At 34.4% G+C, this 26,211-nt stretch carries 20 protein-coding genes; 18 read left to right on the forward strand and 2 right to left on the reverse strand.

Annotated elements, in window-relative coordinates:
* The first annotated feature begins 27 nt into the window (after positions 1–27).
* The 4 genes from LUA91_RS16355 to LUA91_RS16370 all read left to right on the forward strand — a co-directional run bounded on the left by LUA91_RS16355 (position 28) and on the right by LUA91_RS16370 (position 3,747).
* Complete coding sequence (locus LUA91_RS16355) at positions 28–963, forward strand: glycosyltransferase family 4 protein (RefSeq protein ID WP_231427191.1); 936 nt, start codon at positions 28–30, stop codon at positions 961–963.
* A gap of 36 nt (positions 964–999) precedes the next feature.
* Positions 1,000–1,230 (forward strand): polysaccharide biosynthesis protein, encoded by a 231-nt coding sequence (locus LUA91_RS16360; RefSeq protein WP_231427192.1) that lies wholly within the window; start codon positions 1,000–1,002, stop codon positions 1,228–1,230.
* Between the two features lie 182 nt (positions 1,231–1,412).
* Entirely contained in the window at positions 1,413–3,065 is a 1,653-nt protein-coding gene (locus tag LUA91_RS16365) for a gliding motility protein RemB (protein WP_231427193.1), read from the forward strand.
* A gap of 55 nt (positions 3,066–3,120) precedes the next feature.
* On the forward strand, positions 3,121–3,747 hold the full coding sequence (locus LUA91_RS16370; RefSeq protein ID WP_231427194.1) for a trans-aconitate 2-methyltransferase: 627 nt from the start codon (positions 3,121–3,123) through the stop codon (positions 3,745–3,747).
* Positions 3,748–4,078: 331 nt separating this feature from the next.
* On the opposite strand, the gene LUA91_RS16375 is transcribed toward LUA91_RS16370, so the two are convergent.
* Positions 4,079–5,512 carry a DNA/RNA non-specific endonuclease gene (locus LUA91_RS16375; protein ID WP_231427195.1) on the reverse strand — a complete coding sequence of 478 codons (1,434 nt, stop codon included), beginning with the start codon at positions 5,510–5,512 and terminating at the stop codon, positions 4,079–4,081.
* Between the two features lie 1,332 nt (positions 5,513–6,844).
* Positions 6,845–7,588, reverse strand: a complete 744-nt coding sequence (locus tag LUA91_RS16380; RefSeq protein ID WP_231427196.1) for a polysaccharide deacetylase family protein — start codon at positions 7,586–7,588, stop codon at positions 6,845–6,847.
* 265 nt (positions 7,589–7,853) lie between these two features.
* Between LUA91_RS16380 and LUA91_RS16385 the strand changes: the two genes are divergently transcribed.
* The 14 genes from LUA91_RS16385 to LUA91_RS16450 all read left to right on the forward strand — a co-directional run bounded on the left by LUA91_RS16385 (position 7,854) and on the right by LUA91_RS16450 (position 25,617).
* Positions 7,854–9,578 (forward strand): capsule assembly Wzi family protein, encoded by a 1,725-nt coding sequence (locus tag LUA91_RS16385; protein ID WP_231427197.1) that lies wholly within the window; start codon positions 7,854–7,856, stop codon positions 9,576–9,578.
* Between the two features lie 141 nt (positions 9,579–9,719).
* Complete coding sequence (locus LUA91_RS16390) at positions 9,720–10,529, forward strand: polysaccharide biosynthesis/export family protein (protein ID WP_231427198.1); 810 nt, start codon at positions 9,720–9,722, stop codon at positions 10,527–10,529.
* Positions 10,530–10,538: 9 nt separating this feature from the next.
* The gene (locus LUA91_RS16395; RefSeq protein ID WP_231427199.1) at positions 10,539–12,896 is read left to right on the forward strand and encodes a tyrosine-protein kinase; all 2,358 of its coding nucleotides are present in this window, start codon (positions 10,539–10,541) and stop codon (positions 12,894–12,896) included.
* Between the two features lie 7 nt (positions 12,897–12,903).
* Positions 12,904–14,031 (forward strand): GDP-mannose 4,6-dehydratase, encoded by a 1,128-nt coding sequence (gene gmd, locus LUA91_RS16400; protein WP_231427200.1) that lies wholly within the window; start codon positions 12,904–12,906, stop codon positions 14,029–14,031.
* The gene (locus LUA91_RS16405) at positions 14,031–14,978 is read left to right on the forward strand and encodes a GDP-L-fucose synthase (RefSeq protein WP_231427201.1); all 948 of its coding nucleotides are present in this window, start codon (positions 14,031–14,033) and stop codon (positions 14,976–14,978) included. Before gmd ends, LUA91_RS16405 begins: the two co-directional genes overlap by 1 nt.
* A gap of 3 nt (positions 14,979–14,981) precedes the next feature.
* A complete protein-coding gene (locus LUA91_RS16410) occupies positions 14,982–16,214 on the forward strand; it encodes an NAD(P)/FAD-dependent oxidoreductase (RefSeq protein WP_231427202.1) in 1,233 nt (410 codons plus the stop codon).
* 1 nt (position 16,215) lies between these two features.
* On the forward strand, positions 16,216–17,640 hold the full coding sequence (locus LUA91_RS16415; RefSeq protein ID WP_231427203.1) for an oligosaccharide flippase family protein: 1,425 nt from the start codon (positions 16,216–16,218) through the stop codon (positions 17,638–17,640).
* Between the two features lie 2 nt (positions 17,641–17,642).
* The gene (locus LUA91_RS16420; protein WP_231427204.1) at positions 17,643–18,605 is read left to right on the forward strand and encodes a hypothetical protein; all 963 of its coding nucleotides are present in this window, start codon (positions 17,643–17,645) and stop codon (positions 18,603–18,605) included.
* A 9-nt stretch (positions 18,606–18,614) separates the two neighbouring features.
* The gene (locus tag LUA91_RS16425) at positions 18,615–19,727 is read left to right on the forward strand and encodes a glycosyltransferase family 4 protein (RefSeq protein WP_231427205.1); all 1,113 of its coding nucleotides are present in this window, start codon (positions 18,615–18,617) and stop codon (positions 19,725–19,727) included.
* The gene (locus tag LUA91_RS16430; RefSeq protein ID WP_231427206.1) at positions 19,727–20,896 is read left to right on the forward strand and encodes an O-antigen ligase; all 1,170 of its coding nucleotides are present in this window, start codon (positions 19,727–19,729) and stop codon (positions 20,894–20,896) included. The genes LUA91_RS16425 and LUA91_RS16430 overlap by 1 nt, the downstream gene beginning before the upstream one ends.
* Positions 20,893–22,062 carry a glycosyltransferase family 4 protein gene (locus LUA91_RS16435; RefSeq protein WP_231427207.1) on the forward strand — a complete coding sequence of 390 codons (1,170 nt, stop codon included), beginning with the start codon at positions 20,893–20,895 and terminating at the stop codon, positions 22,060–22,062. Before LUA91_RS16430 ends, LUA91_RS16435 begins: the two co-directional genes overlap by 4 nt.
* Before the next feature lies 1 nt (position 22,063).
* The gene (locus tag LUA91_RS16440; RefSeq protein ID WP_231427208.1) at positions 22,064–22,834 is read left to right on the forward strand and encodes a WecB/TagA/CpsF family glycosyltransferase; all 771 of its coding nucleotides are present in this window, start codon (positions 22,064–22,066) and stop codon (positions 22,832–22,834) included.
* A 13-nt stretch (positions 22,835–22,847) separates the two neighbouring features.
* The gene (locus LUA91_RS16445) at positions 22,848–23,990 is read left to right on the forward strand and encodes a mannose-1-phosphate guanylyltransferase (RefSeq protein WP_231427209.1); all 1,143 of its coding nucleotides are present in this window, start codon (positions 22,848–22,850) and stop codon (positions 23,988–23,990) included.
* 235 nt (positions 23,991–24,225) lie between these two features.
* Positions 24,226–25,617 carry an undecaprenyl-phosphate glucose phosphotransferase gene (locus tag LUA91_RS16450; protein WP_231427210.1) on the forward strand — a complete coding sequence of 464 codons (1,392 nt, stop codon included), beginning with the start codon at positions 24,226–24,228 and terminating at the stop codon, positions 25,615–25,617.
* The last annotated feature ends 594 nt before the right edge of the window (positions 25,618–26,211 follow it).

Raw genomic sequence — 26,211 nt, forward strand, 5'->3', positions numbered from 1 at the left:
TTTTTTACTATCTTACTGTTTGGAATCATGTACCTGTACCTTCAAATTGCAAATAGATACAATATTATCGACGAACCCAATAAAAGAAGCTCACACGCTGTCTATACCATAAGAGGCGGGGGCATCATCTTTCCAATTGGCATGTTGTTGGAATTTATTTTTTCCGGCTATCAATATGGATGGTTTATCGTTGGTTTGATGTTCATAAGTGCCATTAGTTTTTTAGACGATTTAAAAAATCAGGATTTGAAGCTGCGCTTCTCTATCCATTTATTAGCGGTATCTCTACTATTTTATCAATTGGATTTCTATGTGTTTCCTTGGTATATTGTTTTAATGTCATTAATTTTTGTGATTGGTGGAATTAATGCCATTAATTTTATGGATGGCATTAATGGGATAACTGGTAGTTACAGTTTGATCACGTTACTTTCCTTATTATACATCAATATTGAATATATTCAGTTTATTAATCATATGATCATCATTGCGACAATTACTGCTGTATTGGTATTCAATTTTTTCAATTTCAGAAGAATTGCACGTTGCTTCGCTGGTGATGTGGGTAGTGTGAGCATCGCTTTCATCTTATTGTTTTTCATTCTTAAACTAATTACTATGACGGGCAACCTTAATTATATTTTGTTGCTTTTAGTTTATGGATTGGATGTGGTTACAACCATATTTTTTAGAATTTTAAGGAAGGAAAATATTTTTGAGGCCCATCGTTCTCATTTTTATCAATTTTTGGTGAATGAGAAAAGTATTCCGCATTTAAAAGTCAGTTTTATCTATGGTGCAGTACAAATGGCTGTAAACCTTTGCCTAATTTTACTCCCAATCAATAAAATATCCTATCTTGCACTAATTTTAACAACTACGAGTATGTTTTTTGTCGCATACCGCCTATTCGTCCAAGGTAAAAGAAGCTTGTTAGAAGGAGTACATATAAGCGATAAGTGAAAATATGGTGTTCAGTAAAATTAATATACTTCCTCAATGGGTTACCAATACTTTATGACCATTCCTGAAGCCTTCCGCTTGGTGTTAAAAGCTGGTAATGTGGGCAATAGCAGTGAAATCTTTATTTTTGATATGGGAAAATCGGAGCAAATTGTTGAATTGGCCAAAAAAATGATTCGATTGGCTGGACTTTTACCAACTAAGATATTAAAATCCTTTACAGTGGACCAAGACCAGGCGGAAAATCATTGGAGAACTTTTGACTGATAATGAAAATACTATGGCCACACACATTATAAAATTATGATTAGGAAAGTGAAGGAATATGTATTTAATGATATTGACCAACATATTTATAAATTTATCGATTGTGCCAAGTTAAACAATAACCGGCTAAGGGCTGATGATGAAAGAGTTGGTACAAGAATATAAAGGTAATAATTCTATTTATGAAGAACTTGATCACGCAAATGAGAAAAAACTATATCCAAACTAAGATTTTCTTTGCCATTACATTTTTATTTATTTTGGCTGCAAATTTTGCTATTGCCCAAACGCCAAACCAGAACATCCAATATTCTTATCAATTCTATCAGAAATTAAATAATCCGGTTTATGATATCAATTCACGTTTTCATAGTTCCATAAAAGGATATTATAGCGATGATAGCGTGTTGGTTAATCGTTATCAATCATTGATGGCATTAGGTTTAGATTCTTTAAATCAAAGAAGTTGGTTAAGACGAAAGCTTACAAATGAACATTTGGTCAACTTCAATCGTGATGATTATAATGTGTATGTTGATTTTCTTCCAGATTTCCAGATTGGGCGGGAATTTAAAGAAAGTAAAACCACCTGGTTAAATACCCGTGGTTTTCAGATTGGTGGTGATGTGGGTGAGAAGTTCTCTTTTTATGCCAGTGCTTATGAAAACCAGGCCGTATTTGCCAATTATATAACCGATTTTATTAACATCAATCAGGTTGTCCCAAGTGAAATGACTGGTAAGCTAGGCGAAAAAACCAAAGATTGGACGTATGCCAGTGCATTACTCTCTTTCACTGCAAACAAACACTTAAATATTGCTTTAGGATACGATAAAAATTTTATAGGAGATGGATATCGCTCCATGCTATTGTCGGATGTTGCTGCGAATTACTCCTTTCTTAGATTAAGGGCATCATTAGGTAATATACAATATCAAACCATTTTTGCATACATGCTCGATCCTGGTGCAAATAAATTAACCACCGATCGCCGATTAGGAGACAGAGGTAAATGGATGGCTGCACATTATTTGGATTGGAACATCACCAAACGTTTTTCAGCTGGATTCTTTCAGGCTGTAACCTGGGCTGATGCGCAACCTGAAGGAAAAAGAGGTTTTGATTTCAATTATATTCATCCATTCATTTTCTTGCGCTCGGTTGAAAGTGCTAATACCAGCTCACCAGACAAAATGCGTTTGGGTATCAACCTTAAATATGAAGTATTGGATAAAACTACGGTTTATGGGCAATTCATGTTTGATGAATTTACAGCAAAAGAATTTTTCTCCAATAATGGATATTGGGCCAATAAATGGGCAGTTCAATTGGGTTTTCGAGGATCAGATTTATTTAAGGTGCCCGGGTTAAATTATCTTGCTGAATTTAACACGGCCCGTCCTTACACCTATGCTCACTTCGACCGTGTTTCCAATTATGCTGCTATGAATCAGCCTTTGGCGCATCCATTTGGCGCAAACTTCAGGGAGTTTTTAGGATTACTCAACTATAGTTATAAGCGCTTTGATTTTCAAGGGCAGATGATTTATGCCAACTATGGGCTTGATCCAGCAGGTCTAAATTATGGGAAAAATATTTTCTTAGATTACAGTACTCACGTAAATTATTATGGGAATAATATCGGTCAAGGTATTAAAACCAATCTATTTTTTACTGAAGCTAAGGTGTCCTATTTAATTAATCCAAAATATAACCTAAGGGCTGAGATTGGCGGAATCCTGCGAAAAGAGTCCTCATCGGTTGCCAGTCAAAATACTGGTCTGATTACATTTGGTTTAAGGAGTACGTTTAGAAACCTATACAGGGATTTTTAAGACTTCGTCATATTAATATATTCATCATTTTTTATAATTCTTCACTTTATCAATTATGGTTACCGCAGAAAAAGTATTCTACTTCATCAAACAACGATTATTCCGGAAATTTTTATACCGGTTTGGAATCGGAAGTCCTGTGGGTAGAGGAGTATGGGAAGAACAATTTAAAAATGGTGCCTGGGATTATCTCTACTCGGAGTCGGAATCATTTCATTATAAAAGCATAGTTAAATTTTATAAACAATACGGAGCAGGCGGCAGTGTGCTTGATGCAGGTTGTGGCCAAGGAGTATTATTTCATTATCTAAAAGAAGATATTCAAGACCCAAAAGATTATTTAGGCTTTGATATATCAGAAAATGCTGTTACAGAGGCTAGAAAAACATTTCCACCGTTCCGTTTTGAACAAATGGATTTCAATTTGAATACGCCAAGTGAAAAGTTTGATGTGGTGATCTTTAATGAATGTGTTTATTATTTTAAGAAACCTGTTGAACAGCTCAGTGCCTATCTTGATAAAACACTTAACCCTGGTGGTCAGGTGATTATATCTATGTTCTATTTTGAAGAACACGCCCAGCTTTGGAAAAGATATGCTGATAAATACAACTTTTTAGATTGGGAGGAAGTGACGAATGTGAGTGGACAGAAATGGCGGATTTGTATTTTTAAACCTTAGTTTCTGCATGGATCATTTTAGCTGCAAAGTTCTTCATTGCGAGGCTGGATTAAAACGAGCCGAAGTAATCTATGCCTTTTACGCCGTAAAATCGCTTCCAGTTTTTTCAATATACAGGCAGAGATTACAAAGCTTGACTAATATATTAAATTGCTAATTATTAAAATTTGTGCCGAAATGCCGAAGCATATAGGAGGTATTTATGATCTATATAAACAGTAATGGATTCTAGCATACTACCAGGAAGGATCATTATCAAAAAAGCCGCATCAATTATTGATGCGGCTTTTTTGATATAAACTATTTGAGATACTACCTCTGTAATTTGAATTTAATTACCTGGGTCTTTCACTTTTTCCACTACATCCTGAATGTTTTGTGGCAGGTTAGAAAGTAGGTTGTATCCTGTTGCAGCCTCGATATCGCGAACTGAAACAATGTAATCTTTCCAGCTTGCAGTGGTACTATTAATGTTTGGTGTGTTGATTGCAATTACTCTTGTAGAAGAAGTAACGCGGCTTAAATCGTTATCTCCAGTTTTTAAAAGGACGGCAACTTTCCATACGTTTGCCGGAACGGTTACTTTTCCATTATTGATGGTGGTTACAACAGATGCGCTTGCCGAACCAATGCCACCAGTACCGTAACTGCCCATGATCACATAAACCTCATACCCATTCAATGCCTGGCCACGAAGATAACTTTCAAAAGATTCCCAGGTTTTCTGATTATTGTTAGGTGCCTGTGGTATCATATTGGTCATTAGGAATGTGGCTGAATTGGCTGTGCTCGAACTGGTGCGGTCGCCACTTGGGCAGTTGTGTCCTCTATCGAAACCAGAACCAGAATAGCTATTGCTTTGTACCTGGTACCAATTGCCTGGCAGACCAGTAAATGACGCAAAATCATCTTTTCTGCTTGCCGTACCATTGAAGTTATTTGGATCTAAATGCCAGCTTACCCAGTTTGGAATGCCGCGGGTCATGCTATAACTTTCTACATAATATTTTTGATCGATCAGGTAGTTTTCTGCTGAAACCACTGTGGCCATGGCGCCTGAAGGATTGCCAAATAATAAGTTTGAGTTATCTCCACCTGATGGCGGGGCATCGGCACCTGCCTCTGGTGTTCCCCTTCCCGGAGTAGGAGTAGTGGAGTTTCCGTTGTCAATAGGATCGGTATCTGGTGCGCCCACGGTAATACCCGGATCGCCTGTTCCTTTAAAGATGATGTCATCAATATTGATCCTGGTGGTGCCCGCTTTTTTAATCTGAAAACGGATTTTACCTGTGCTGCTCACTTTGAAAGAATCGGTAACCAAAATAGTACTGGTTTCGGCGATATCTGTACCCAATTGGGCATAAGTTTTACCACCATCCGTTGAGGCTAATAATTGCCAGGTAGAATTGGCATCCGTACCATATTTGGCATGCGATACATAGATCATTTTGGTGCCTGCAATATCAAAGTTCATCGACAGGTAACCTGTTCTTAGCCTTACAGATTTTGAGCCGTTTTTAGCATCAGCTGCAAGATTGCCAATGAGGGCATCGCTCATTGTCCATTTTCCGGTTAACAGCTGCACACTATCTAATGCATAGGCACCTTTGGTTCCGGATTCGAAAGTTTCGGTAATGGCATAAGCAGTTGGTGCCTTTGGAGGTGTTACCGGCGTCTCATCTTCAATGGATGTTTTTTTCGAACAGGCGGATAGAGACAGGATTCCAATAAATCCGGAATAGATAAGGATGTTTTTAAATTTCATTGCTTTTTAAATGTCTAATGGGATGCGTTAATCAGATCATTTTAAAATGAAACGCGAAGGTTATAAAGAAAAGACAAGGACAATGTTAATTATTATAAACAAAGTGGAAGGAGTAGTTTTTATTAATCTATGGTTTCAAGACGTACTAGTTAGCCTCGAATCGGCTTACTAGTTTGGGTTATTTGTGTCAGCTCGTCAATATGTTATAAAAAAGCATGGTAATACCTCAAAACAATTTGATTGATGTACCTATCAAATTATGGAAGTAACTATTAGTAATATGAAAGCGATTTCATTAATTTCAAAGATTGTAGACACCAGATTCCGATCCAACATTCTAGCTCGATTTACAGCTTAAGTGCAAGAATCAGATGTTTGATTTATGAATTATATAAAAAAATCCATTCATTATCTTATTTAGAGGAAAAAAATGTAGAAGTAAACAGCTTTATATCAGCATCCTCACTGAAAGATTGTGAAGTCACTAAAGCAGAATAAATTCTTAAGGACTTAAAAAGAGGATTCAATCAGAAATAGAAGGCTATTTGACATGCATTTATCAATCATATATGAAGTTGTTGTATGAGGGCTCGATCAAACACCTAAAATATCACTGATTTCAACCCCAAGTTTATCTGCAAACAATTTTAGCATACTTATAGACCCATTTACTTTCTGCTCTTTCAACGCGATCATTTTTACTAATATCTATTGGTGTAAGTTAAGAAAGTTCCTCTTGTGAGATATTCTTTTCATCTCGGAGATCAACCAATTTGGCTCCAACGCAATTCAAATATTCTTGATCTCGGTAATGTTTTCCCACGTTGGAAAAGTGGATATTAAACTCAAAAAAGGTTAGGACATATTTGTCCTTTTTGCAAATAGTTATTATATTCGTTTATTAAAATTAGGTATTAATAAGAGTCTTGCGGTTATCGTTCTGAAGCCGTTAACACAAGTCAGCAGTTTAATACCAACAACTTGTTTGCATGTACTATATTTGTACATTGATATAGTTGTGGCCTGTTGTAAATCCGTGTTAACATAAGGCCTGAGAGTGCTGCGGCGAGCCAAAAGATTTTGTTGAACACTGAGCATCAATCAACAGCCCAAATAAAACAAGTAAACAAAATCAAGTCAGGCCCTGTTAATGCGCTATTCTGGAGAGGTGTCGATTAATAATCGTTGCCGTTTGGTTATTTTTTTTGAAGATAGATAAAATGTAAAACCGAAATTGAGGTCGACCAAAGGGCGGCCTCAATGTTTTTAAACCTGGATCAACAGTTTAACTACTTAAGGCAGTTACACTTTCAAATCGAATTGGTATAAATATTATAGCTTTTTAAGTAGAAGAAAAAATGGATCATAGAGTAACCGCATCATCCGATACCTTTTGCTCAGTTTTAACTCTATTGTTTTTTTGTCATCTGTTTCATTAATCGCAAACCGCCGGAGTGTATACTTACTTTGAAATGCAGAATATATTGATACGCCGAATTGATATTCAGCTTTAGTTAACAAATTGTTATATTTTTTTGGGATCTTGCCGTAAGGATAAGCTATCGAATATATTTTAGTATCCAATAAACTTTCTAAAGTTTTTTTTGAATTGGAAATATCCTCGAATGCTTCTTGTTCGGATATCAAATTTAATCTGATGTGTTTTTCACCATGACTTCCAATTTCCATGCCCAAGCCGATTAATTGTTTAAGTTGTGCAGCGCTCATCAATTCTACACTTGCCATGGCATGCTCCTTTACGTCCCAAATATTGATGCCACCTACATATTTAGATGGCATATAAAAAACAGCTATCATGTTGCGTTTTAATAATTCAGGAATGGCGAAGTCAAATAACGCCGAAGGACAATCATCAAAACTGATGATAACTTTTTTCTCCAGATCTGTCTTTGAAAACTTGCGCTCATTAATTTCTGAAAATGTGGTAGTTTCTAATCCCTTTGAATCAATGCAATTTAATAATTCAATAAATTTTTTATGACTGATACACCACTTTTCCAGGCTCGGATGAGGATGATCAGCTACATGATGTAACATGGCAATAGCAATATTCAATTTACAGGAGTTAATCTAAATGGGTTTCCGAATCTTTCTCAAAGAAACGTAATATATCAAATAAAACCTTGCATTATTATTTTTTCCTTTCAAAAACATAGCATATTGTCTTACCAAAAACGCTACTAAGCAAATCAACCATTAGAATATGAGGTAGTAACCTAGATAATGGCCGAAATGTATAAAAATTTTTTCTACCTGAAAAAACTTTGCCTATCTTCGAGAAATTTTAACGCCTAATCTCATTACCTATTTTAACATACCCATGAGGATTATCTATCTTTCCTTATTAATGTTTTCTCTAAATTTTTGTGCGTTAGCGCAAACTTTACCTGTTGGTTTGTTGGAAAATGTAGAAGATGCGTATCGAAGGCAGCAGCTCTTAGGCAAAGACACTTCCAATAGCTCATATCTGATCAGACCAATGTTTATGTCAGATCGGAATAATCTCGTTTTGGACCCAGATTCCAACTTTTTATTAAACAAGTTTAGGTATTTACTTTACAGTAATACTAAACTCCACACTCAAATTTATGCCTTACCTTTTTCATGGCAGCAGCAATTCAACACACACCATCCTTATGGCATGAATGATGGATCAATGGTGCAGGCTCGTGGGTACCAAACCCAGGTATCTGCTGGTATCTATGCGAAAATCGGCCCATTAAGTATTCAGTTTAGGCCAGAATATGTTTTTGCAGAGAATAAAGGATTTCAGCGCCTAGCGGATGCACCTAATGGGGTTTTTTGGAATACACCAGTTACTACAACCTATTATAATAAGATTGATTTGCCTGATCGTTTTCAGGATGGAAATTATAATAAATTTAGCTTAGGTCAGAGCAGCGTTAGATTGATTGTTGGTTCTATATCAGCAGGATTCTCCAACGAAAATTTATGGTGGGGACCAGGTGTAAGAAGCTCCTTGTTGATGAGCAATAATTCCTCGGGATTCAGGCATTTAACTTTGAATACAATAAGGCCGATTAAAACCTATATTGGTTCTTTCGAAGCACAACTGATCGGCGGTAGATTGGAGCAATCTGGGATTGATCTTAATAATGATCTCACTGTTCCATTGGCTATCCGAAATGAATTAGTTTTAAAGCCGCATGATTGGCGGTATATATCTGGCTTCACTGCTACTTACCAACCAAAATGGGTCCCGCAATTATTCTTAGGCTTGGCACGTACCTTCATTGTAAATCGTTCTAGTATGGGCAGGTCATTTGGTGATTATGTTCCTGTGTTTGGCGCTGTGGATAAATCTGCTTTTGCGCAAGGTGATGGAAGCAATGCTGCAGATGATGCAGAAAAAGATCAGTATATATCTTTTTTTGCTCGATACGTACTTCCAGAAAGTAAGGCTGAAGTCTACTTTGAATACGGTCGAAATGACCATGCTAATGATATACGTGATGCTATAATTGAGCCAGAGCATACCCGTGCATACGTAGTCGGCTTCCGCAAGTTGATCCCGATGGGAAATGCTGATGAATTTATCCAAATCGGTATTGAATTGACGCAAACTGAAAAACCTACAACTAGGGAGACTAGGGCTAGTGAAACCTGGTACAGTCATTACCAGGTCTTGGATGGTTATACGAATAAAGGCCAAGTATTGGGCGCTGGTGTAGGGCCTGGAAGTAATCTACAAACATTTGATGTGAGTTGGGTGAAGGGTTTGAAAAGAATCGGTATCCAGTTGGAGAGATTAGTGAATAACAATGATTTATTTTATAAATTTGCCTACGCCTCATCTGATAAAAATCAATATATAAACAGGCATTGGGTTGATCTCTCTTTAGGGGGGAATGTAAGTTGGAATTATAAAAATTTTATTCTTAATGGTCGACTGACTTATATCCGTTCCTTAAATTATCAATATCAATGGCAAGCTAAGCTAGGTTCTACCGACTACTGGGACTGGAATAAACAGGATGTTAATAATCTCCACGCCAAGGTGGGTCTCGTATACGTTATAAATTAAAAAACCAAGATTTTACATATTACAATTAAATTATTAAGTTTGCACTGTATTGAAGTGCTCCATCAAATTCGTAAAATCATTTATGATTTTTAAGATCAAAACAATACCTATAAAGGCAATATTTTGCTTTGCTTAACACCTATGAATAAAAATATATTTACCAGAATTAGGTTGCAACTTTGTGTGTTTTTATGTGCAGTTGCAATTTTCTCTTCCTGCGTTAGCAGTAAAAACATTCCTTATTTTCAGGATATTCAAACAGTCAATCAGGCAAAGTTGGAAAAAGCTACAGCATTTACCGAGCCTGTAATACAGTCGGATGATATTCTAAGCATCAATATTTTTACTTTGAATCCTCAAACTGGTTTGGTTATTAATCAAGCCGCTGCTACTCCTTTATTAGGCGGAAGCTCTTCTACAGCGCTAGCGCAGCAGCAAACTACAGGATTTTTAGTTGATAAAAATGGAGAAATTGAGTTGGCTTTAGTTGGAAAAATCAAAGTTGCAGGCTTAACAACATATCAAGCTCGAGAACTAGTTAGAGAAAGAGTTAGCATTTTTTATAAAGAGCCAAATGTGCAACTGCGCTTTGCTAATTTTAAAGTAAGCGTATTAGGTGAGGTTAATCAGCCCTCTGCTTATACCCTACCAAACGAAAAGGTTTCTATTTTAGATGCCCTAAGTTTAGCTGGTGATTTAACTATCTACGGAAAGAGAGAGAATGTATTGATTGTGCGTGACAACAATGGTAAAAAAGAGTTTGCTCGTTTAAATCTAAATTCCTCTGAAATCTTTAGTAGTCCTTTTTACTATTTGAAGCAAAATGATGTTGTTTATGTAGAACCCAATAAACGTAAAGTGTCTGCATCTAATTCTGCACAAATTCAAACTATTGGGGTAATAGCATCAGTTCTTTCGGTAATTGTTATTGCCATTACCAATTTCAAATAATTATAGTAAATGAATAACCTATCTAGCCTAAATAAAGACAGCCATTTTAAAAGTGAGGAAGATTCGATTGATTTCAAAGTAATATTTAACAAATTATTAGAAAAATGGCATTGGTTTTTAATTAGTTTGTTTGTATCTTTTATATGTGCTTTTATGTACTTAAAATACACTGCACCGGTATACCAAATCAACGCAAGAGTTTTAGTAAATGATGATGAGAAAGGTGGGCTTGCTAAACAAGCGGGTGCATTAATGGATCTTGGTGGTCTTATGGGGGCCAAGAATTCTGTTGATAATGAAGTCGAGATATTGAAAACACGCTTTTTAATGGAGCAGGTTGTTAGGCAAATGCAATTAAATATAATTTATTACCAAAGAAGTAATTTGGTGAACAGAGAATTGTATACCTCACCATTTAAGGTTGTTATTGTAAAAGGAATTGACACTATCAAATCGACCCACATTAGAATAGAAACTAGTGAAAATGGAGAATTAAGTGTAAATACACAAAATTTTGTGGGCAAAGTTAAACTTGATGATGTTTTTTTTATTAAAGGTGTTGGTAATCTAAAAGTTGTAAAATCTTTTGGATCCATTCCTAAAGGTAGTGAGTTCTCAGTGTCGATATCTTCAATTGATGAACGTGTAGCCGAACTTATGAAAAAATTGACGGTTGGTGTATCTAATAAACAAGTGACCGTTATTGATTTAGGATTGTCTTATCCCATTCCGCAAAAAGGCCAGGACATTTTGAATGTGCTCATTTCTCAATATATAATTGCTAATCTCGACGACAAGAATGCTATTGCGGATAGTACTGGTAAGTTCATCAAGGAACGTCTTTCTTTAATTGCTTCAGAATTAGGGGATGTGGAAAATGAAGTTCAAACCTTTAAACAAAAAAATAATCTTGCTGATATGACTGAGCAGGGAAAAGTGTTGGTTCAAAACACTGGCGAAATTAATAATGAACTTGCGAAGGCTGAGACCCAAGTTGCTATTATAAATGATTTGGAAGTTTATATGAAAGATGAAACTAAAAATCGTAGGGTATTCCCAAGCTCATTACTTCCTCAAGACATGGTATTTTCCGGATTAATGGAACAATATAATGCCTTACTTATAGAACGTGACAAACAATTGTTGAGCGTCACGGAAGAGAGCCCATTTATTCAGAATATTGATAAACAAATAGTTGCATTGAGAAGAGGCATTCTATCGAATATTGTAAATACAAAAAATACTTTTGTTCAGACTAGGAATAAACTTCAAGGCCAGCTTAACCAAGCTCAGGGCCAAATATCTGGCGTACCTCAGATTGAAAAAAATTATTTGAAATTAGCGAGAAATCGAGATATTAAGCAAGAGCTGTATATTTTTTTGATGCAAAAGGCAGAAGAAACCGCCATTTCTAAGACTTCTAATATCTCTATAGCAAAAGTAATTGATCCACCCAAAGCTGAATTCAAAGCAGTAAGCCCAAAACAAAGTTTTGTCTTTGGAGCTAGTTTTATATTAGGATTATTGTTGCCAAGTGCAGCTATTTTTGCTTTAAATATGCTACAAACTACTATAGCTACAAAAGAAGACATTACAAATGCTACCCAAGTGCCTATAATTGGAGAGATTAGTCACAATGCCGGGAGTAATACAATTGTCGCAACACATTCAAGATCAGCAATCTCTGAGCAATTTCGTGCGCTCAGAACAAACCTCTCATTTTATCTAAAATTAGAAGAGGAGAAGGTAATTCTACTCACTTCTAGCATGAGTGGTGAGGGCAAATCGTTTACTGCCATCAATCTGGCAAATATTTTGGCGCTATCAGGTAAGAAAGTTTTATTAATGGAACTGGACTTGCGTAAACCGGGACTATCTTTAAAATTGGGTATGAATAATGGAATAGGCTTTACAAATTATATTATTAATCCTGATCTATTAACTAGTGATATAGTCAGACCATTGTCTATCAATAGTAATATGTTCATTGTTTCATCTGGGCCACTTCCACCTAATCCTGCAGAAACATTAATGAGTCCCCATACTTTACAGTTAATTACCCAGTTGAAAAAAGAATTCGATTATATTATCATAGATGCACCTCCGATCGGCATCATAACTGATGCACAGTTATTAGCTAAATATGCAAATGCCACAATCTACCTCGTTAGGCAAAACGTTACAAATAAAGATCAAATTGGGATTCTAAATGATCTTTATCACTCGAATAAAATGCAGAACTTAGGAATTGTAGTTAACGATATTGTGAGTAAATCATATGGTTACGGTTATGGTTATGGTAACTACGGTGAAGAAATAAAATCAAGCCGTATTACAAAACTATTTAATAAATTTAGAAAATCTTGAAAAAAAAATGAAAGTTGCATTAATAACAGGAATAACCGGGCAAGATGGTGCTTATCTAGCAGAATTACTTTTGGATAAGGGTTATATGGTTCACGGGATTAAGAGAAGGAGTTCATTATTCAATACAGATCGCATTGATCACCTATATCAAGATCCACATGATGAGAATGTACGCTTTAAATTGCACTATGGGGACTTAACTGATTCGACCAATCTAATCAGAATCGTGCAAGAGATTCAGCCAGATGAGATCTATAATTTGGGGGCAATGAGTCACGTAAAAGTGAGCTTTGATTCGCCTGAATATGTTGCTAATGTAGATGGTATCGGAACCTTAAGGATATTAGAAGCAGTACGAATCTTAGGTTTGGAAAAGAAGACAAGAGTTTATCAAGCGTCAACCTCAGAGCTTTATGGTGGTATGCCTGAAAATAAAAATGATAAGGGATTTTATGACGAGAGTTCACCGTTCTATCCCCGTTCGCCATATGGAGTAGCTAAAATTTATGGTTTTTGGATTACCAAAAACTATCGCGAAGCTTACGGCATGTTCGCTTGTAACGGCATCTTGTTTAACCATGAAAGTCCTCTGAGAGGAGAGACCTTCGTGACTAGAAAAATTACCCGTGCAGTAGCAAAAATTGCCCAAGGGTTACAGAGTAAACTATATCTTGGAAATTTAAACGCGGAACGCGATTGGGGACATGCAAAAGACTATGTAGAGGCTATGTGGAGAATCTTACAACAAGATGTTCCTGAGGATTATGTTATTGCTACAGGTGTAACTACTATGGTTCGAGAATTCGTACGTATGGCATTTGCAGAAGTGGGCATCACCTTAGAATTTAGAGGCGAAGGTATTGAGGAAAAAGGTTTCGTTGTGAGTTGTACTTATCCAGAATACCAAATTGCCGTAGGAACTGAAGTTGTTGGAGTTGATCCATCTTATTTCCGCCCAACAGAGGTTGATTTATTAATAGGAGATCCAACGAAATCCAAAATTAAATTGGGTTGGGAGCCTAAATATAATCTTGCTGCCTTAGTGAAGGAAATGGTAGCCGTTGATGTGGATCATTTTAAGAAGGAATCACTATTAAAGTCACACGGTTACACTATTAAAAATCAGTACGAATAATGTCGGAATTGTATTTGCAAGATAGAAATGCAAAAATATATATTGCAGGGCACCGAGGTATGGTTGGTTCTGCAATATTTAGAAAGTTACAAAAAGATGGGTTTAAGAACCTTGTATATCGTACTTCTTCTGAGCTTGATTTAAGGGACCAGGCCGCTGTACAGGAATTTTTTGAATCGGAAAAACCAGAATATGTATTCTTAGCCGCAGCAAAAGTAGGCGGCATTGTTGCAAACAATACTTATCGAGCAGATTTTATTTATGAGAATTTAATGATTCAAAGTAATATTATAGAATCTTCCAGGAAAGTAAACGTTAAAAAATTGATGTTTTTAGGCTCATCATGTATTTATCCTAAAATGGCTCCGCAGCCATTAAAGGAAGAATATCTCTTGACGGGAGAACTGGAGCCAACAAATGAGCCGTATGCGATAGCAAAAATTGCAGGTATAAAAATGTGTGATGCCTATCGTGATCAATATGGCTGTAATTATATCTCTGTAATGCCGACCAACCTTTATGGTCTAAATGATAACTATCATCCGGAAAACTCTCATGTATTGCCAGCATTAATCAGAAGATTTGATGAGGCAAAAGAGAATAAGTTGCCAGCAGTAACAATCTGGGGAACGGGTTCACCGAAAAGAGAATTTTTATATGCTGATGATCTTGCTGATGCATGTGTTTTCTTAATGGCAACTTATAATGAAGCTGGCCTTGTTAATGTTGGATCTGGAGAAGATTTGAGCATTAAAGAATTAGCAGCTATTATCAAGAACATTGTAGGTTTTGAAGGTGATATTAATTTTGATCATACCAAACCAGATGGTACGCCCAGAAAGTTGATGGATGTGTCCAAATTAACCAACTTTGGTTGGACTTTCTCTATTGACTTGAATGATGGACTTAGATTGGCGTACGAAGATTTTAAATATAAAAAGAATTAATTAATGAAAATAGGGATATTAGGAGCTGGTATTTCTGGCTTAAGTGTAGGTAAGATGCTATCTAAAGAGCACGATGTTGAATTACTTGAGCGTCACTCAATACATGGAGGAATTGCGAGAACCAAAACTGTTGAGGGGGTTGCTTATCATCCAGTTGGTGGCCATTGCTTCAACTCAAAATATCCCGATGTGATGGATTTTGTTTTCAATGAGGTACTACCTAAAGAAAGTTGGCATCAGGTTCAAAGAAATGCAGTAATTAAATTTAAGGAAGAGGAAATTTCTTATCCAATTGAGTATGCCATCCAGCAAATTCACAATTTTGCACCAGAATTAGCAATTGATATTACAAGGGATTTTCTCAGTGCAGAGGATAACAACATTTACGAAAATTTAGAAGATTGGTTTAGAAAAAAATTCGGAAATACATTAGCAGAAACTTATTTTATTCCTTATAACTCGAAAATATGGAATAGACACCCAAGCGAAATGAGTCCTGCCTGGGTAGACGGTAAATTGCCTATACCTAATAAAGAATCTTTTTTTAAAGGATTAATTAGCAATGAAAGTGATAGAATGCCTCATGCGAGCTTTTATTATCCTGATAGTAATAACCAAAATACATTCATAGATAAGTTAGCAGAAGGCTTAAATATATTAACGGATTTCACCATTACTTCAGTTGCCAAACGAGGAGAAAAGTGGTTAATTAATGACGAGAAGGAATATGATTTAGTAATAAGCACATTACCTTTAAATTTATATCCTCATTTAATTAAAAATACTCCTAAATCCATTTTAGATGCAGCAGATCTTTTACGTTACAATAAGGTAACGACAATGTTTTGGGAAACAGAGGAAACAGATAGAACCTGGACATACATTCCTGAAGCATATAACTTTTTCCATCGCTATATACACATCGGAAGTTTCTTCAAACCGAAAAAAAATTATTCAATGTCTGAAGTTGTGGGAGAGAAAACTAAAGAAGAGATGATCGAGAATGGCAAGAAGGATAGCTTTTTGAAAAGACCGGTTGATTATAACGTTTCGGAACATGCTTATGTGGTTTTTGATGAAAATTACAATGCGGCTACAACCACGGTAAAAAAATATTTAGAAGAAATTGGCCTTTATACGTTAGGTAGATTTGGCGAATGGCAATATTACAATATGGATGTCTGTATCAAGAGCAGTCTTGATTTAGCAGCTTCCATTTCTAATATTAGCAAATAGTATGGGTATTAGAAAAAATATGATAAGCAATTTATTGCTTACATCTTCTGCAGTAGTTTTTCCTCTAATCACTTTTCCTTATCTAACTAATGTTTTATCAAGCCAAAATCTTGGTAATGTTTTTTTTATTGATGCTTTTACTCAATACTTTGTGATTTTCTCGGCAATAGGTATACCGTTTTATGGAGTTCGGGAAATAGCTAAATTAAAAGGCAAAAACTCAGAACAATCTCAGCTTGTTTTAGAATTAGTCACTCTACAATTATCTCTTGCTGTTTTTTTTTCTATATCATTTATTGGGTTAGCGCTATTAATTCCCAAAATTTATAGTAATATTTCTCTCGTAATAATTTCATGCATTACCATAATAAGTAGCTCGTTTCTCATTGAATGGTATTATCAAGGTATTGAGAATTATGGATACATTACTAAAAGATCGTTAATAATTAAAGCTATAAGTGTACTAGCAATTATTTTTCTCGTTAAAAAAAGTGATGATCAACTTATATATTATTCTGTAACCGCTCTCATGATATTTCTGAATGCCGTGTTAAATTTCACGAAGTTTATATTGAAACATTATAAGAAAGATACTATGACCTTCACTATAAAGAAACATATCCGTCCTCTTATGGTATTGTTTAGCATTAACGTAAGTGTTAGCGTTTATACTATATTGGATACGATAATTTTAGGATTGCTTACAGATCCCGTTAGTGTAAGTTATTATAATGTTCCATTAAAATTGGTTAAAATTTTTTGGGTCGTAGTTAGTGGCGCTGGCGTCGTATTAATTCCTCGGATCTCTAATTTATTTATTAATAACCAGACTAGTGAAATTGCTAGCATAATGACGAAATCATTTAGCATTGTATTTCTTTTAACAATACCTTTTTGTATATTTTGCTTTTTCTTTCCTACTGAGATTTTGATGTTGATTTCTGGTGAAAAGTATATTAATGCGATTAATTCATTGAGATTATTATCTACTGTACCTTTAGTAATAGGCTGTTGCAACGTATTGGGTACTCAATATTTAATGCCAATTGGAAAAGAAAAACATATACTATATGCAACGATTGTGGGTTTAATAGTAAGCTTGCTGTTAAACTTCTTATTAATTCCGCATTATACCTTCCTAGGATCATCTATCGCATGCCTTGCATCAGAAATGGTTGTTTTTCTTTATATTCTAAATTCAGCAAGAAAAACTATTAAGATAAAACTTGATTTTAATTTAATATTTCAAATTTTGACATGTACGGTACTTACAACTTCTTTGGGATTTTACATGCCCCATAAAAGTTTACTATTTTTCTTCTTGATTTTAGGCTTCACCTATTTGGTCTTATTCGCATTGACACACTATTTTTTCTTTAAAAACGCGTTTATATATTCAATAATTAAATTTAAAAAAGGTAACTGAAAATGAATAAAGTAGCATTATTAATTATTTTCAACCACAATTTCGAGAAAAATATTGAACGGTTAGAATCAATTTATGGTAATCGTTTCTCAAATATTTTCTACGTTATGCCTTTTTACACTGGAAATAGAAAGGACGTGATAACCGTATATGAGAATTCTTATTATTTTCAAGGATATTTGAATAGAGCGATTGATCAAATTTTTGATGAAATTTATGATCATTATTTTATAATTGGAGATGACTTAATCTTAAATCCAAAAATTGATGAAAAAAATTATAAATCTTTTTTTTCACTAAATGAAGAATCTGGCTTTATACCAAATCTGTTTCTACTGAACGATCCCGCAAAAAAAGAACCACATAGATTATTTGCGCCATTTTGGTATCATTTCTATAACATATTAGCTTTTAAGACTCAAAAGGAAGGGATTGAAGCAAAGGCGTTTTTACCGGATGCTGATGAAGCAGAAAAATTAATATCACGCCATGATATGAAATTTACATCTAATATGCCGCGAAAGATGTTTTTTAGAAAACCCATTTGGAAATTTTCATTTAAAAGAATTGAATTAATTAATAACCTAAGGAATATAAAACTAATATTTTATCATAATATTTTACTGATTATTAATCCAAAAAAAATTCCATACCCTTTAGTAGGAAGTTATTCGGATTGTGTTATTATACCTAAGAGAGGTGCTCGTCAATTTTCAAGATATTGTGGTATTTTTGCAGCTTTAGATTTATTTGTAGAGGCGGCTATACCAACAGCTTTGACGTTTTCAGTTGATAAAATTATTCAGGAGAAAGATTTAGAGAACAAGGGTTTAACTTTTTGGCTACAACATGAATCGATAGAATTTCTAACAGCTTATGACTTTTCTTTAACTAAATTAGAGGATAATTTTCCAGCGAATACATTATATATCCATCCAGTAAAGTTGTCGAAGATGACCAAATAGTTTAATTAGATGAGTAGAAGAAAAGTTGTATTTCAGGTCATATCACATTTTTCTGTTGGTGGAGCACAACAGGTGGCAATTAATCTTTCAAAACAATTGATAGAGGACACAGATTTTCATATTATTACTGTTTTTAAAAAAAATATTGTGAAAGGATTTAGTGACTCTATAAAAGAAGACTTGGATAAGAATAGCATAATCTTTCACGAATCATCTGTGAATAATAGCAAAATAGGTATTCTATTATTGCCATTTCGTTTAATTTATTTGGTGTTAAAATTTAGGCCAATCGTTGTCCATGCCCATACTGAGATACCAGATATCTCCATATTCTTTTTTTTAAAATATTTTTCTTTTTTCATGCCGAAAATGAGATTAATACGTACAATACATAACACAGTATTATGGTCTAAATGGGAATTTATTGGAAAAATGGTCGAAAAATATTTTTCTATGAAAGGAGTGTTTACCGTCACCATTTCAAAAGGAGTTGATCAATCTTTTAAAAAATTTTTGAATAGTCACAATATTGTATTGCCGTTAATGACCTTGATTCCCAACGGAGTTTCAGAGCCTAGCAAAGATGGCAAGAAATTTGACGGTCTAGTCAATCAAAAGAAAAATATTTTATTTGCAGGAAGATTTGAAAGACAGAAAGGAATTGAGAAACTGTGTGATATTATACTAACTAGTTCTGAACCCAATTTTTTTCATATAATAGGCGACGGAAGTATGAAAGATTATATTTCGACGAAATTAAAAGATATGACGAATTTTAAAATTCACGATCCTTATCATGATTTAGCTAATATTTTACATTCTTTCGATTATTTGGTGATGCCTTCATTACATGAGGGATTACCATTATTAACAATTGAGAGTCTACTTGCCAAAACACCAGTTGTAGCAAATAATATCCCTGGCCTTAATGAAACAGTTCCGCCGAATTATCCTTTTTTGGTGGAAAATAATTCTTTAGAAATTTACAATATCATCTTTGATAAAAAACTATTACCCGCAGATTACGAATGTATTTGTAATTTAGGATATGAATATGCAAGAGAAGAGTTCAGTCTCATTGCTATGCAAAAGAGATATAATAGGCTATTTTTTAACGACTGATGTTCATTATTTTTAGAATAATAGCTGATATTCTTTGGCAATTTAAAATTGTTTCTGTACTAGTTAACATAAGCATGTTGCTGGCGGTAGTTGGCATGCTCTATCGATTTAAGTTCACTACAGTTAATATTTTTCCAATTTTTACTTTGGTCTTCTTTATTATAGTCATATTATTATCATTCTTAAGGCTAGTAGATACTGAAACTAGTATAATTTTTTTTAAAACCATCTTTTCAATATTTCTTTTTGTTATTGGCATGGTTACAAAGAGAATATTTCGCGACTCCGTCATTGCAGCTAAAATTAGTATAGGTCTGATTATAATACATGTGATATTAGCAATTGCCAAAATAGGTTATCAAACTTGGGGCGGCGCTTATACTTTTTCTGGATTATATTTCTTTAAAACAGATTTGGCCCTGTCTATGGTGTTATCATTAATCTATCTACTATATTTCGGTGATTTAAAGCCTTTATTTAGATTCCTACTAGTTTTGATTGGTCTATATATTATATTTATTACTAATGCTAGAATCCATTTATTATCGTCGTTTTTAATTTTGGTAATATATTATTTTAGAGAAAAAATAATAAACTCACCAAAGAAAACAATTTTGATTGGTGCTCCGCTAATAGCAATTGGATTTTTATTATTTCTTCTAATAATCCAACAATTTTTACCCCCAGATTTATTACTTGTCGATTTAAATGATTTCTACTCCGATAGCAATATGCAGGGTAGAAATGTAATATGGGAAACCTTAATATCTAAGTTTCAAGTTTCTAGCATAATTGATCAATTTTTTGGATTAGGTTTAACAGCAGATGTTCGAATCAACAGCCTTTTTGCGAATACTGAAGAGGTGTTTAATGCCCATAGTACTTATCTGTATATTTTAATTTCGTTTGGGTATGTTGGGTGTTTACTTTTTTTATCATTCGTTTTTCAGATGTTTAAACGGTTTTTTAAACTTGCCATCGACTGTAAAAATGATCAATTAAAACAAAAAATACTTATGGTGTTTTTTTCCATTTGGATTGTTTTTCTTGTTTCAAGCTTTTCATCAGTAAGTCTTATTTTCCAACAATTAATGTGGTTTGTTTTCTTGTGGGCGGGAGTATTGTTCAATTCCCACATATTCAAATCAAAAAAAAATAAATTACAGTGAGAATATTATTCCTTCATACACACTATCAACAACATGGTGGGGAAGATTTCGTTGTAGATCAGGAAGTTGCACTTCTCTCTTCAAATAATGAGGTTAAGCTAATTACATTCTCTAATAGACGTGGTTTAGTTGGTGCAATTCAATTTTTTACTTCAATTTTTAATATTTATACTTTTTTAAAAATAAGAAGAGAAGTGCTACAATTTAAACCTGATGTAATCCATATACACAATTGGCACTTTGCCCTTGGCCCTTTGACTTTTTTATTGTTAAGTTACTTTAATATTCCGATAATTCATACTGTTCACAATTTTCGGTTATTATGTCCATCGGCAATATTATTAGCAGGAAATGAAATTTTTACTAAAAGTCTTGAGGAAAGATTCCCTTGGACTGCGATCAAAAGAAAGTTATATAGAGGTTCATATTTGCAAACCTTTTGGTTAGCTTTTATAATTTATGCACATAAGCTATTAGGGAGTTGGAGTAAAATTGATGCCTATATTTTTTTAACAGCGTTTTCTAGTACTCTTTTTCAGAAGTCAAAATTTTCGATACCGTCAGAAAAATGTTATTTGAAACCTAATTTCGTGGATTCTTCTTTTTGTAATACTGTTAAAACGCATTCTGGTGCATATTTATTTGTTGGGCGTTTATCCTATGAGAAGGGTATTAAGGTTTTATTGGAAGTTTTCATAGAAAATGGACAGCCATTGGAAATAATAGGTGATGGCGATTTAAGAGAAAGTGTAATAAAAACGTGTGAAAAATATCCTAATATTACCTATCTAGGGTTTCAAAAAAAGGAATATATTCAGGATAGAATGACGAAGGCAAAGGCCTTAATCTTTCCTTCAATATGGTTTGAAGGAATGCCGATGACCATAATCGAGGCATTTTCAAATAGTTTACCCATAATAGCAAGTAATGTTGGGGCAATGTCTACTATGATTATAGAAAAATTTAACGGAATGCTTTTTGAAGTAAATAATGCATCAAGCTTATCTGATGTGGTTAATATGTTTGATGCCTTTAGTCATGCAGAAAAGTCTACAATGGCGGCTAACGCTTACCAAGATTATATAGGCAAATACACTCCAGATGTAAATTATCACTTGCTGATAGACATCTACAAAGATGTTATTGATAAAAAGTTAAGAAGTTAAAATGTTAGACAAAAAACAAATTTTAAGTTTAAAAGTTTCTCTGGGAAGTTACAGTTCATTCGTGAGTGAGATTATTAGATTATCGTTACAGAAAACATCTTCTTATGTTTGTATTGCTAATGTTCACATGCTAATCGAAGCACAAAATAACCCATCATTTAGGATTTTGATTGATAATGCAAATATTACCTGTCCTGATGGTATGCCTATAGCTAAATCATTTAAATATTTGCATAACCATGAACAGGATAGGGTAGACGGTATGAGTTTACTTCCCACGCTATTGGCTGAAGCAAGTATCAAGAAATTATCAGTTTTTTTTTATGGTGGATCGGAATTTATGTTGGAGCGAACTCAGGAATTAGTTTTAAAAAATTATCCATACTTAAGTATTGCCGGGATGATTTCACCACCTTTTCGTGATCTAAACGAAGTGGAAACCGAAGATATAATCAATCAAATTAATGCATCAAATGCTAATCTTGTATTTGTAGTGTTAGGGTGTCCAAAGCAAGAGACGTGGATGGCAAGTATGTTTGGCAAAATTCACGCTTGTATGATTGGAATAGGAGGAGCGTTACCAGTTTTCGTCGGTATTCAAAAAAGAGCACCACAATGGATGCAAAAGAATAGTTTAGAATGGCTACATCGATTATCTCAAGAACCAAAACGATTGTTCAAAAGATATCTTTTTACGAATTCGCAATTCGTTTTTATACTAATAAAAAAAGTAATTTTTAATAAAATCAAAAGTAATGGATTCATCAAATAAATTTGTATTAATTATGGCTGGCGGTGTTGGTTCCCGTTTTTGGCCAAAGAGCCGAAACCACTTTCCTAAACAGTTTATTGATATTTTAGGTACAGGCGAATCCCTTTTACAATTAACATATAAAAGGTTTCTAAAAGTTTGCCCTAATGACAATATTTTAGTTTTAACCAACGAAAGTTATGCTTCTTTAGTTAAAGAACAATTACCAACTATATTATCAAATAATATCCTACTGGAACCAAGTCGTAACAATACAGCCCCTTGTATTGCTTATGCAACCTATAAAATCTTAAAGCAAAATATTGATGCCAATATCATAGTGGCGCCATCTGATCATTTAATTCTAAAAGAAGATGTTTTTCTAGATAAAATTGAACAGGCCTTGGCATTTGCAGATCGGCATGATGCGTTACTTACGCTTGGTATTAGTCCGACCAGACCAGATACTGGTTATGGGTATATTGAATATGATGAGACGCAAGGATCAAGTAATAAGGATCAAGAAATCAAGATTAAGAATCAAGTATCAAGGAATAAAGATAAAGGTGAAGGAGATCTACAGGAAGGATTGGCTAGTGAAGTAAAAAAAGTTAGCGCCTTCAGAGAGAAGCCTGTATTAGCAAAAGCGCAAGAATATTTACAAAATGGTAAGTATTTATGGAATGCGGGTATTTTTATTTGGAAAGCAAGTAGCCTACAAAAAGCTTTTGAAAAGTATGCACCAGAAATTGATACCCTATTTAAATCTGGTAATGCGATCTACAACACTTCAGAGGAGACTGCATTTATTTTGGACAATTATCATAACAGTCCTAATATTTCTATTGACTATGCAATATTAGAAAAGGCGGATAACATTTATACCATTCCTGCTGATATTGGTTGGTCGGATTTAGGTACTTGGGCATCGCTTCATGCAATTGCAGAAAAAGATGAGGAATTGAATGTATTCAATGGAGATCACATTCATTTAAAAAATACTACAGATTGCATGATCAATCTTCCAAAAGGTAAGGCGGCTGTTATCAGGGGGCTGGACAATTATATTGTAGTTGATGATGAACATGTGCTTCTAATCTATCCTAAATCAGAAGAACAGGAAATAAAAGGGGTGGCGAAAGAAATGGTAGAGAAATACGGAACCCAATATTCTTAAATTATTACTCAAAAATTGCTTATCATACTTATAGGCCATTTTTTATTTAATACTTCCTATTATTGATCGGTACAAATGACATTTAAAACTACTCATCAATGGTAGTTATTAAAAATGTTATCTTTGTGCTTAAACGGAATACTAATTCTATTAAAGTTTCATTGCTTTTTCAAAATTACAAACGAGGCATTAATTTTGATAAGAGTATTGCGTGGTTGACGCCCTTAACTAACTTATGCAAACACGTTACCTATTCATTCTCAAATATATTTTACCAATAACCGATCTTTTGATGGTTATTGGGGTTTATTTTTTTTCATACGAATTTACAAGCTATCTTGGTAAAACGGTGAGTTCAGAGTTGCAGTGGCATTATGTTGTAGTGTGTAGCTTACTCTGGATTGTTTCCACAACTTCTTTCGGTCTTTATACGGAATATGGGTCAAGGCGTATTGAACGTATATATCGCGGTACTTGGCGGAGTGTAATTTTACATGCCATTTTGTTTGCGGTTTATTTGTTCTTTTCTAAACAGAATGAGTTTTCAAGATCATTTCTTCTTGTGTTTTATGGCACCTTAGGCATTCTTTTTCTTATTAATCGGTTTATCGGTACTTCCTTTCAATTTATGCTATTTAATCATTTAAGGGGAGTAAAATCAGTTGCAATCATGGGTAATAATGCTACCGGTACACAATTAGCTCAGTACTTTGAAAAACAAAAATATATAGAATTTCACGGTTTTATACCCAATGTTCCTGATGAATATTTGGAACGTGACGGACGGTTATCAGATATGGTAGGAAGGTCTTTTCAGTTGGCATTAGATAAGGGAATTAAAGATATCTATGTAACCATTGCGCCAGAAAGAATGAGTGATATGGTTTTATTAACTGAAGAAGCAGAGAGACAGTGTGTACGGTTAAAATTTATTCCTGATATTAGCGGCGCCTTACTATCACCATATACTGTAAGTTATCTAGGCAATGAGTTCCCCGTAATCTCGCTTCGTTCTGAGCCTTTGGAGAAGGTGCATAATCGGTTTAAAAAGCGTTTGATTGATGTTGTCTTTAGTAGCATAGTGATTTTTTTTGTATTAACCTGGCTGTATCCTATTATCGCCATACTTATCAAATTACAAAGTAAAGGACCTGTATTATTTAAACAATTAAGGAGTGGTCGAGACGATGAACCTTTTTGGTGTTTCAAGTTTAGAAGTATGCGGATGAATTTGGATAGTGATAAACGACAAGCTAGTAAAAATGATGATCGTATAACGCCCATTGGTAAGTTTTTAAGGAAATCTAGCTTAGATGAATTACCACAATTTTTTAATGTTTTTATGGGGCACATGAGTGTAGTTGGGCCACGTCCTCACATGTTAAGCCATACCGAGCAGTATAAAGGTATCGTTGATCAATTTATGGTACGACACTTTTTGAAACCAGGTATTACGGGTTGGGCTCAGGTAAATGGGTACAGGGGAGAAACTAAAGAAGACTATAAGATGGTAAAACGTGTAGAACACGATATTTGGTATTTGGAACATTGGACGGCCGCTCTGGATATACGAATTATATTTATGACCATAATTAATATGATAAAAGGTGAGGAGAATGCTTTTTAATTGACATATTTTCAAAATAAAGAAAAACCTATATCATAAATGAATGATCAGGCTTTGCTTTAACTTTCTTTTCGCTTTTTTTTTAAATATTTGATTTTTCACATATACCTATCAAAAGAAAGTTTAATATGTCATAAAATACCTGATTTAAAATGTTTATGACTGAAACCAGCTCATGGTCTTCGTCCAATCTTTGAGTATCTGATACGCGAATGGCAGACGTTGTGGATAGTAAACAAGGCGATTAATGCAATCAATTTTGAGCCACTCTTTGAGTCTTATCATATCTGTGTTGCCACTAACCATCATCCCATATACTGATCAAAGTATTGGTTTACGCTATGGACCAATACCTATTCTAGCTAAAACTTGCTGAAGCCTGAAAGGATTGTGTCCCTTTCATGTAGAGCAAACCGGACAACAATACCACAAACCGTTTACCTAGTGTTAGGCTTAAGCATGCCTCATGTCTATAACGCAAGTCACTGGGCCACTCATTTCGCTGCATAGCGGGCCACCTATTTCATTCGTCACTGGGCCAAAAAAAGGTTTTATTTCGCTGGTCATTGGGCCAGCCTTCCGTTATTAGCTTTA

It is taken from the genome of Pedobacter sp. Leaf250 (genome assembly GCF_920984735.1).
Classification (GTDB): domain Bacteria; phylum Bacteroidota; class Bacteroidia; order Sphingobacteriales; family Sphingobacteriaceae; genus Pedobacter.

Coding starts and splice junctions, on each gene's coding strand:
- LUA91_RS16355 (WP_231427191.1), top strand. CDS start 28: ATGTACCTGTACCTTCAAATTGCAAATAGATACAATATTATCGACGAA.
- LUA91_RS16360 (WP_231427192.1), top strand. CDS start 1,000: ATGGGTTACCAATACTTTATGACCATTCCTGAAGCCTTCCGCTTGGTG.
- LUA91_RS16365 (WP_231427193.1), top strand. CDS start 1,413: ATGAAGAACTTGATCACGCAAATGAGAAAAAACTATATCCAAACTAAG.
- LUA91_RS16370 (WP_231427194.1), top strand. CDS start 3,121: ATGGTTACCGCAGAAAAAGTATTCTACTTCATCAAACAACGATTATTC.
- LUA91_RS16375 (WP_231427195.1), bottom strand. CDS start 5,512: ATGAAATTTAAAAACATCCTTATCTATTCCGGATTTATTGGAATCCTG.
- LUA91_RS16385 (WP_231427197.1), top strand. CDS start 7,854: ATGAGGATTATCTATCTTTCCTTATTAATGTTTTCTCTAAATTTTTGT.
- LUA91_RS16390 (WP_231427198.1), top strand. CDS start 9,720: ATGAATAAAAATATATTTACCAGAATTAGGTTGCAACTTTGTGTGTTT.
- LUA91_RS16395 (WP_231427199.1), top strand. CDS start 10,539: ATGAATAACCTATCTAGCCTAAATAAAGACAGCCATTTTAAAAGTGAG.
- gmd (WP_231427200.1), top strand. CDS start 12,904: ATGAAAGTTGCATTAATAACAGGAATAACCGGGCAAGATGGTGCTTAT.
- LUA91_RS16405 (WP_231427201.1), top strand. CDS start 14,031: ATGTCGGAATTGTATTTGCAAGATAGAAATGCAAAAATATATATTGCA.
- LUA91_RS16410 (WP_231427202.1), top strand. CDS start 14,982: ATGAAAATAGGGATATTAGGAGCTGGTATTTCTGGCTTAAGTGTAGGT.
- LUA91_RS16415 (WP_231427203.1), top strand. CDS start 16,216: ATGGGTATTAGAAAAAATATGATAAGCAATTTATTGCTTACATCTTCT.
- LUA91_RS16420 (WP_231427204.1), top strand. CDS start 17,643: ATGAATAAAGTAGCATTATTAATTATTTTCAACCACAATTTCGAGAAA.
- LUA91_RS16425 (WP_231427205.1), top strand. CDS start 18,615: ATGAGTAGAAGAAAAGTTGTATTTCAGGTCATATCACATTTTTCTGTT.
- LUA91_RS16430 (WP_231427206.1), top strand. CDS start 19,727: ATGTTCATTATTTTTAGAATAATAGCTGATATTCTTTGGCAATTTAAA.
- LUA91_RS16440 (WP_231427208.1), top strand. CDS start 22,064: ATGTTAGACAAAAAACAAATTTTAAGTTTAAAAGTTTCTCTGGGAAGT.
- LUA91_RS16445 (WP_231427209.1), top strand. CDS start 22,848: ATGGCTGGCGGTGTTGGTTCCCGTTTTTGGCCAAAGAGCCGAAACCAC.
- LUA91_RS16450 (WP_231427210.1), top strand. CDS start 24,226: ATGCAAACACGTTACCTATTCATTCTCAAATATATTTTACCAATAACC.